The organism is Nonomuraea sp. NPDC049758, assembly GCF_040674635.1.
GTDB lineage: Bacteria > Actinomycetota > Actinomycetes > Streptosporangiales > Streptosporangiaceae > Nonomuraea.
This window is the reverse complement of the sequence record NZ_JBFAMZ010000008.1, coordinates 420,721-429,240: the sequence shown is the minus strand read 5'-3', so window position 1 is coordinate 429,240 and position 8,520 is coordinate 420,721. Positions and strand designations below refer to the sequence as shown.

Annotated in this window: 6 protein-coding genes; 4 read left to right on the top strand and 2 right to left on the bottom strand. The window is 72.5% G+C overall.

Annotated elements, in window-relative coordinates; all coding sequences use genetic code 11:
• Together AB0J46_RS23805 and AB0J46_RS23800 are read right to left on the bottom strand one after the other, a co-directional pair.
• Nucleotides 1-1,568 (bottom strand): 2-isopropylmalate synthase (locus AB0J46_RS23805; RefSeq protein WP_364335449.1); only part of this gene is annotated, 1,568 nt, incomplete at its 3' end.
• A gap of 18 nt (nt 1,569-1,586) precedes the next feature.
• Nucleotides 1,587-1,913 (bottom strand): hydroxyisourate hydrolase, encoded by a 327-nt coding sequence (locus tag AB0J46_RS23800; RefSeq protein ID WP_357982008.1) that lies wholly within the window; start codon nt 1,911-1,913, stop codon nt 1,587-1,589.
• 369 nt (nt 1,914-2,282) lie between these two features.
• On the opposite strand from AB0J46_RS23800, the gene AB0J46_RS23795 reads away from it, so the two are divergent.
• The 4 genes from AB0J46_RS23795 to AB0J46_RS23780 all read left to right on the top strand — a co-directional run bounded on the left by AB0J46_RS23795 (nt 2,283) and on the right by AB0J46_RS23780 (nt 8,463).
• On the top strand, nt 2,283-2,477 hold the full coding sequence (locus AB0J46_RS23795) for a hypothetical protein (protein ID WP_364335447.1): 195 nt from the start codon (nt 2,283-2,285) through the stop codon (nt 2,475-2,477).
• 216 nt (nt 2,478-2,693) lie between these two features.
• Nucleotides 2,694-5,759, top strand: coding sequence for a BTAD domain-containing putative transcriptional regulator (locus tag AB0J46_RS23790; protein WP_364335445.1), 3,066 nt, complete (start codon nt 2,694-2,696; stop codon nt 5,757-5,759).
• A 73-nt stretch (nt 5,760-5,832) separates the two neighbouring features.
• Entirely contained in the window at nt 5,833-6,891 is a 1,059-nt protein-coding gene (locus AB0J46_RS23785) for a glucose-1-phosphate thymidylyltransferase (protein ID WP_364335443.1), read from the top strand.
• Nucleotides 6,892-6,915: 24 nt separating this feature from the next.
• Nucleotides 6,916-8,463, top strand: coding sequence for an MFS transporter (locus AB0J46_RS23780; protein WP_364335441.1), 1,548 nt, complete (start codon nt 6,916-6,918; stop codon nt 8,461-8,463).
• Nucleotides 8,464-8,520 lie beyond the last annotated feature (57 nt).

Here is an 8,520-nt window from a genome sequence, read left to right as displayed (position 1 = left end):
CCCCACGCCGCGCCGCCGTCCAGGCCGCACCGGGCGTAGACGGTCACCTCGCCGCCGGCGGCGCCGGCCGCGCCGTCGAGGTGGTGCACGGCCCGGACCCGGACGCCGGCGGCCTCCAGCGCCGCGCGCAGCGCCGCCGCCACGTCCGATCGGGCCTGCCCGTACGCGCCGCCGTCGACGTGCAGCGTGGCCACCGTCCCGGCGAGATCGCCGGGCAGGCCGCCGGGGTCGCCGGGGGTCAGGTACTCCTGCTCGAACAGCCGCCTGATCCGCTCCGGCTCGACCTCGCCCTGCCCGGCCTCCGCCATCGCCTGGACGGCCCGGCCCAGCTCGATCTGCAGCCCGCGCGGCAGCGTGATCCCGTACCGGGCGTTCAGCAGGTACGCCGGGCCCGCCTTGCCCGACTGGCTGGTGACCCGGACCACCGCCTCGTACGTGCGCCCCAGGTCCCGCGGGTCCACCGGCAGGTACGGCACCTCCCACGGCAGCTCCGCCGGGTCGTTCCCGGTACGGGCCGCCTCCCGGTCCATGGCGTCGAACGCCTTCTTGATCGCGTCCTGGTGCCCGCCGGAGAAGGCGGTGAACACCAGGTCGCCCCCGTACGGGTGGCGCGGCGGCACCGCGAGCCCGGTGCACTCCTCGACGACGCGCCGCACCCGGTCGAGATCGGAGAAGTCGACGCCGGGGTCCACGCCCTGGGTGGCCAGGTTCAGGCCCAGCGTCACCAGGCAGACGTTGCCCGCCCGCTCGCCGTTGCCGAACAGGCAGCCCTCGACGCGCTGGGCGCCGGCCAGCATCGCCAGTTCGGCCGCCGCGACCCCGGTGCCGCGGTCGTTGTGCGTGTGCACCGACAGGCAGACGTGCTCGCGGTGCGGCAGGTTGCGGTGCAGCCACTCGATCTGGTCGGCGAACACGTTGGGCGTCGAGCGCTCGACCGTCGTCGGGAAGTTCAGGATGATCGGCCGGTCGGGGCCGGGCTGCCAGACGTCCATGACGGCCGCGCAGACCTCCAGCGCGAAGTCCGGCTCGGTGTCGTGGAAATGCTCAGGCGAGTACTGAAACCGAACATCACCCTCTTCGAGTAATTTATCGGCATATTTCATGACCAATCGGGTTCCCTGGACCGCCAGGTCCTTGCACTCGTCCCGGTTCATCCCGAACACCAGCCGCCGCGCCAGCGGTGACGTCGCGTTGTAGAGGTGGATCGTCGCCCCGGGCGCCCCGCTCACGCTCTCCACCGTGCGCTCGATCAGCTCGTCGCGCGCCTGGGTCAGCACGGTCACGCACACGTCGTCCGGGATGCGGTCGCGCTCGACCAGCAGCCGGACGAAGTCGTAGTCGTCCTGGCTCGCCGCCGGGAAGCCGACCTCGATCTCCTTGTAGCCCATCCCCACCAGCAGGTCGAACAGCACCAGCTTGCGGCCGGGGTCCATGGGCCTGGGCAGCGCCTGGTTGCCGTCCCGCAGGTCGGTGGACAACCAGCGCGGCGGCGCGGTGAGCACGGCGTCCGGCCAGGCCCGGTCGCCGAGCGGCATCCGGGGGAAGGGTCGATAGCGGCTGATCTTCATGTCCGGCCTCACTGTCCCTCAGCTGAGCGATCCGAAATAGACGGTCGAGAAATGCGGCGAGATCAGCACGACGATGTGGTTCACGGCGGTCTCGTCCACCATGCGGAAGGTGACGACGATCTCCGGATACGCCGGCCGCAGCCCGAGCCCGACGAAGTACGGGTCGGTGGCGAACACGATGCGGTACAGGCCGCGGTCGAGCGGGCGGTCGGCCCACTCGCTGACCGAGCCGTCCTGGTCCGTACGGGTCTCGGCTTCGAGCACCCACTGCCCGTCGGCGTCATGGTCCAGGCGTACGTGCAGGTCGGCCGCCCCCCGGCCGTAGACTGCGTCCTGGGCTTGCACCGCTATTCCCATCGAACCTCTCCGAGTGGTCCGCGCGGGCCGTCCGCGCACATGGCCACCCGGACGACGACAGGTCGCGCCGCCCGGGCTCGCGCCCAAGGCTCGCGCCGCCGCCTATCCGCCGGACCTCCGGCCGCTATCGCCGCGCTATCGCCGTCCGATCGCCGCCGATCGCGAAAAGAGGCGGCCGCCTTATTTCGCGCTATCGCCGCTATCGACGGCGGGTGCGGAGACGGGTGTGCACAGCGTCCAACGTGCGCTGATGCCCGGTGAAAAGAAGATGGATAAAGCGCGAATTGCGCACCGTGTGAGCGTCATTTCCGAAGCCGCGGGACGAAGACCGCGGTAATCACTCGGAGGTAGATCGAAATGACCGCGACCACCACCCTCACCGCCCGCGTCCGCCTCACCCTCGCGCTGCTGCTCGCCGCGCTGGCCGGCTTCGCCGCCATCGCCGCCGCGCCGGCCCCCGCGCACGCCGTTCCGTCCGCCGGCCAGCACGACTCCGTCAACGGCACCATGGACTGGCCGTGGGGCCTGATCGAGGGCGCCTTTCAGCGCTGACGGTGACAGGCAACACGGATCACCCTGAAACGCTCCAAAACTGGCCACATACCCTAGGGCGTTGTACCATCCACCCAAACCATGGCAGAAACTTTTGAGGGGTAAGCACCAGTTACGCCGCTCATCATGGCAATCACGCCCGGATTCCGGTCGCTTCGGGAAAGATCTTTGACCGAGGGCGATGATTTGTTTGAGGGGATGCGGGTGGAGTTTCGCGTGTTGGGTGCGCTCGAGGTAACTGCGAGCGACAGACAGCTCGATCTTGGCGGGGCGCGGCAGCAGATCGTCCTCGCCGTCCTGATCCTGAACGCCAATCACTCGGTCACACTGGACCGCCTCGTCGAGGCGATCTACGACGAGGACCCCCCGGCCACGTCGCGCGCACAGGTGCAGATCTGCATCTCCGCGCTCAGGCGCCTGTTCAGCGCCCACGGCCACCCCGAGATGATCGTCACCACCCGGCAGGGCTACATGTTGCGCGCCCCCGCCGACGCGATCGACGCACGCCGTTTCGAGAGCCTTGTGAGCCGGGCCCGCAAGGCTCGCGACGGACGTTCCTTCCCCGAGGCCATCCAGTACTACCGCGAGGCGCTGGCGTTGTGGCGCGGCCCGGCTTTCGACGGCATCGACAGCAGGGCCGTGCAGGCGCTGGCCAGCGGGGTCGCCGAGCAGCGCGTCACCGCCAACGAGGACTGCGTGCAGCTCGAACTGGACCTCGGCCGCCACCACGAGCTCGTCGGCGAGCTGGCCGCGCTGGTCCAGGAACACCCGCTCAGGGAGGGACTGGCCGCCCAGCTCATGGTCGCCCTCTACCGCTCAGGACGGCAGGCCGAGGCGCTCCAGGTCTACCGCGACGCCCGGCGGGTCATCGTCGAGGAGCTGGGCATCGAGCCCAACGAACGGCTCCAGCAGCTCGAATCGGCCATCCTCACCTCCGACGAGAGCCTGGAGGCGCAGCCGCCGCCCGCGGCGGCCCCGGCCGAGCCGCCCGCCCGTCCGCCCGCGGTGCCCGGCATGCTGCCCTCCGACATCGCCGACTTCATCGGACGGCAGGCCCAGCTCGACGTCATCAGGCAGCGGGTGACCGTCCCCCTGGCCGGGGACGGCCGCTTCGCGGTGCCCGTCATCGCGGTCGCCGGGCGGGCCGGGATCGGCAAGACCACGATCGCCGTGCACGCCGCGCACAGCGTCGCCGCGCACTTCCCCGACGGCCAGCTCTTCGCCGACCTGCACGGCGGCGTCTCCCGCCCGGTCCACCCGATGCAGGTGCTCGACCGGTTCCTGCGGGCCTGCGGCGTGCAGGGGACGGCGCTGCCCGACACCCTCGGCGAGCGGGCCGAGCTGTACCGCATGCTGCTGGCCGACCGCAGGATGCTGATCGTGCTCGACGACGCCGCCGCCGAGAGCCAGGTGCTGCCGCTGTTACCCGGCAGCCCGACCTCGGCCGTCATCACCACCAGCCGGACCCGGCTCGGCGGGCTGGCCGGCGCCACCCACGTGGACGTCGACCTCTTCGACGCCGCCCAGTCCGTCGAGCTGCTGTCCCGCATCGCCGGGGTCGAGCGCGTACGGGCCGAGCCGGAGTCGGCCGCCGCCCTGGCCGAGCTGTGCTGCTTCCTGCCCCTCGCGCTGCGCATCGCCGGCGCCCGCCTGGCCTCGCGCCCCCACTGGGCCGTGGAACAGCTCGTGGACCGGCTCGGCGACGAGGCCCGCCGGCTCGACGAGCTCAAGCACGGCGACATGGGCATCAGGGCCAGCCTGTCGCTCACCTACGACGCGCTCACCGAGCACGCCCGCCGCCTGTTCCGCCGGCTGGCGATCCTGCACTCGCACATCTTCTCCGCCTGGACCGGCGCCGCCCTGCTCGACCGGCCGCTGGCCGACGCCCAGGACCTCTTCGACGACCTGGTGGACGCCCAGCTCATCGAGGTCGCCGGAGTCGGCAGGAACGTCAACGTCCAGTACCGCTTCCACGACCTCATCCGCGTCTACGCCCACGAACGCCTGGCCGCCGAGGAGCCGCCCGCCGAGCGCAGCGCGGCGCTGGCCCGCGTGCTCGACGCGCTGCACCGCCTCACCGAGACCGCCAGGACCCGCGAGTACGGCCCGCCCGCCGGCCCCCACCTGCGGCCCGGCCCCGACTCGCCGCTCCCGGCCGAGCTGGTCGAGCGGCTGGTCGCCGACCCGATCGGCTGGTTCGAACGCGAGCGTCACGTGCTGCTGGCCGGCATCCGCCAGGCCGCCCAGGCCGGGTTCGTGGAGCTGTGCTGGCGCACCGCGATGAACGCCGAGCCCTTCTTCGAGCTGCACGTCTACCTCGACGACTGGCGCGAGATCCAGGAGATCGCCCTGGAGGCCGCCCGCCGGGCGGGGGACGAGCGCGGCCAGGCCGAGATGTTGTGCGTGCGCGGCACGCTGGCCCAGACCGAGCAGCACTTCGGCGAGGCCAGACGCGACTTCGAGGCGGCCCTGACGCTGTTCGAGAAGACCGGCAACGTCGTCCAGATCGCCCGGTCCCGGCGGAACCTGGCGTTCCTGGAACGCATGAACGGCCAGCTGGACGCCGCCGCGACGCACCTGGAACAGGCGCTGGCCATCTTCACCGACATCGGCGACCAGATCTCGGCCGCGCACACGCTGGACAACCTGGCAGCCATCCGGTCGGAGTGCGGCGACATCGACGACGCCAAGATCATGCTGGCCGAGGCGCTGGTCCGCGGGAAGAGCGGCGGCAGCCGGCGCATCATCTCCCAGATCCTGCACCGGATGGGCCGGGTGCACCTGCAGGCCGAGGAGTTCGCGCTGGCGGCCGGCGCGTTCGAGGAGGCGCTCACGCTGGTGGAGGAGATCGGCGACACCGTCGGCGAGTCCTTCGCCCTGCACGGCCTCGGCATCGCCCACCTGCGCAGGGGGCGCCTGCGCGAGGCGGGCGACATGCTGCGCCGGGCGCTGGCCGTGGCCGAGACCGCCCGCCACCGCCTGGCCGAGGCGCACGCCCTGGCCGGGCTGGGCGAGCTGGCCGTCACCGCGAACGAGCCCGGCGACGCGATCGGCCGCCTGCGCAAGGCGGTCACGCTGTTCCGCCAGATGCGCGCGCCGCTGTTCGAGGCGCAGACGCTCACGATCCTGAGCGAGGTGCTGGTCGCCCTCGGCGACGCCAGCGCGGCCGAACGGGCGCTGTCGCGGGTGCACGAACTGGCCGACACCGTCGACGAACGGGCCGGTCAGCGGCTGCGCGACGGCCTGTCCTCGGGGGCCGGGCTGGTGGAGGGCATCGGGTAACCGGGCTTTCTTCGCCGTCATCCCGCACTGTCAGAGATGCCCGCGGGGGTCCGTCGTTGGGATCCTGGCGAGCATGAAGGCTCTGGTGCTGTCCGGCGGGTCGGGCACCCGCATGCGTCCCTTGAGCCACTCCATGCCGAAGCAGCTCATCCCGATCGCCAACAAACCGGTCCTGGAGCACGTGCTGGAGAGCCTGCGCGCGCTCGGCGTGACCGAGATCGGCCTCGTGGTCGGCGACAGGGAGGCGCAGATCGCCGAGGTCGTCGGCGACGGCTCGCGGTTCGGGACGCGCGTCACCTACATCCGCCAGCTCCGCCCGCTGGGGCTGGCCCACTGCGTCAAGCTGGCGCGACCCTTCCTCGGCGGCGACGACTTCGTCATGTACCTCGGCGACTGCGTCCTGGCCGACGGCATCGGCCCGATCGCCGAGGAGTTCCACGCGTTGCGCCCGGCCGCCCAGATCGTGGTGCACCGGGTGGCCGACCCACGGCCGTTCGGCGTCGTCGAGACCGACGAGACCGGCGCGGTGCTGCGGGTGGTGGAGAAGCCGGAACGGCCGCGCAGCGACCTGGTCATGACCGGCGTCTACTTCTTCACCCCGGCCGTCCACGAGGCGGTGGACCGCATCGCCCCCGGACGCCGGGGCGAGCTGGAGATCACCGACGCCGTCCAGTGGCTGCTGACGTCCGGCCAGGAGGTCAGGGCGAGCCTCTACCGCGGCTACTGGAGCGACGCCGGCCGCGTCGAGGACGTCCTGGAGTGCAACCGGCGGCTGCTGGCCCGGCTCTCCCGCGACATCGCCGGCCACGTGGACGCCGCCAGCCTGGTACGCGGCGACGTCGTGCTCGGCCCCGGCGCGCGGGTGGTCGCCTCCGTCGTCGAGGGACCGGCGATCATCGGCCCGGACACCCTGATCGTGGACAGCCACATCGGGCCCGGCACCTCCATCGGACGCGACTGCGTGGTGCGCTCCACCCGCCTGTCCGACTCCATCGTGCTCGACGGCGCCTCCATCGTGGCCGCCAGCGGCCTGCGCGGCTCGCTCATCGGGCGCTACACCACCGTCGCTCCCGGCCGCAGCGACCACCGTCTCGTGGTCGGCGACCACACGCGGATCGAGCTGACCACATGAACCCAGGGAACAAGGAGTGAGGACGTGACCGACGACGGCGCCCCGCGCGCGGGGCGGAAAGAGTGGCTCGGGCTGGTGGCGCTGTTCCTGCCCACGATGCTCGTGGCCCTGGACATCAGCGTGCTGTTCCTGGCCTTGCCGCACCTCAGCGCCGACCTGGGCGCGGACGCCACCCAGCAACTGTGGATCACCGACATCTACGGCTTCATGACCGCCGGGTTCCTGGTCACCATGGGCTCGCTCGGCGACCGGATCGGCCGCCGGCGGCTGCTGCTGGCCGGGGGCGCGGCCTTCGGCCTGCTGTCACTCCTGGCCGCCTTCTCCACCAGCCCCGAGATGCTGATCGTGGCCCGCGCGCTGCTCGGCGTCGCCGGGGCCACGCTGCTGCCCTCGACGCTGTCGCTGATCGGCGTCATGTTCCGCGACCCCCGGCAGTTCGGCCTGGCCATGGCCGCCTGGGGCACGGCGTTCATGCTGGGCATCGCGCTCGGCCCGGTGGTCGGCGGCGCGCTGCTGGAGCGCTTCTGGTGGGGTTCGGTCTTCCTGATGGGCGTGCCGGTCATGCTCCTGCTGCTGGCCGCGGCCCCGCTGTTGCCGGAGTTCCGCGATCCGGCCGGCGGCCGGATCGACCTGGTCAGCGTCGTGCTGTCGCTGGCGGCGATCCTGCCGCTGATCTACGGGCTCAAGGCGGTCGCCCGCGACGGCTGGGGCGCCGGTCCGGCCGTCGCGGTCGCCGCCGGGCTGCTCGTGGGGGCGGTGTTCGTGCACCGGCAGCGCGCCCTGGCCCACCCGCTGCTGGACGTGCGGCTGTTCCGCCACCGCGCGTTCACCGCCGCGGTGCTGATCGGGCTGCTGTGCGGGGCGCTGCAGACCGGGACCGGGATGGAGGTCGCGCTGTTCCTGCAGACGGTCGAGGGCATGTCGCCGCTGGAGGCGGGGCTGTGGCTGCTGGGCCCGGCCGTCGCGCTCATCGTCTCGATCAACCTCACCCCGCGGCTGGCGAGCCGGGTGCGGCCGGCGTACCTGCTGGGCGGCGGCATGGTGATCGCGGTCGTCGGGCAGCTCCTGCTCACCCAGGTCGTCGTGGGCGCGGTGACCGCGCTGATCGTCTTCCTGGGCGTGTGCTACTTCGGCGTCGGGCCGGTCGGCGGCATGATCAACCAGGTGGCGATGAGCACCAGCCCGCCGGAGCAGGCCGGATCGGCCGCCTCGCTGGTGGCCACCGGCGGCGAGTTCGGCGTCGCGCTCGGCGTGGCGACCCTGGGCAGCCTCGGCACCGCGGTCTACCGGGGCACGTTCACCCCGCCCGCCGGCACCCCGGCGCTCGCCCAGGACGGCATCACCGGCGCGGTCACCGTGGCCGGCCAGCTGCCCGCCGACCAGGGCGCGGCGCTGCTCGGCGCGGCCCGCGAGGCGTTCACCGCCGGGCTGCACGCGGTCGCGTGGGCGAGCGCGGCCCTGTGCGCCGTGCTGGCCGTGCTCGCGCTGGTCCGGCTGCGCGGCGTGGCGCCCTTCGCCGGCGTGCACGACGGCCACCACCAGCCGGACCAGGAGCCCGTCCTGGTGGACTGAGCGCACGAGACCGAGCGCACGAGACCCGAGCGCACGAGACCGAGCGCACGAGAAGGC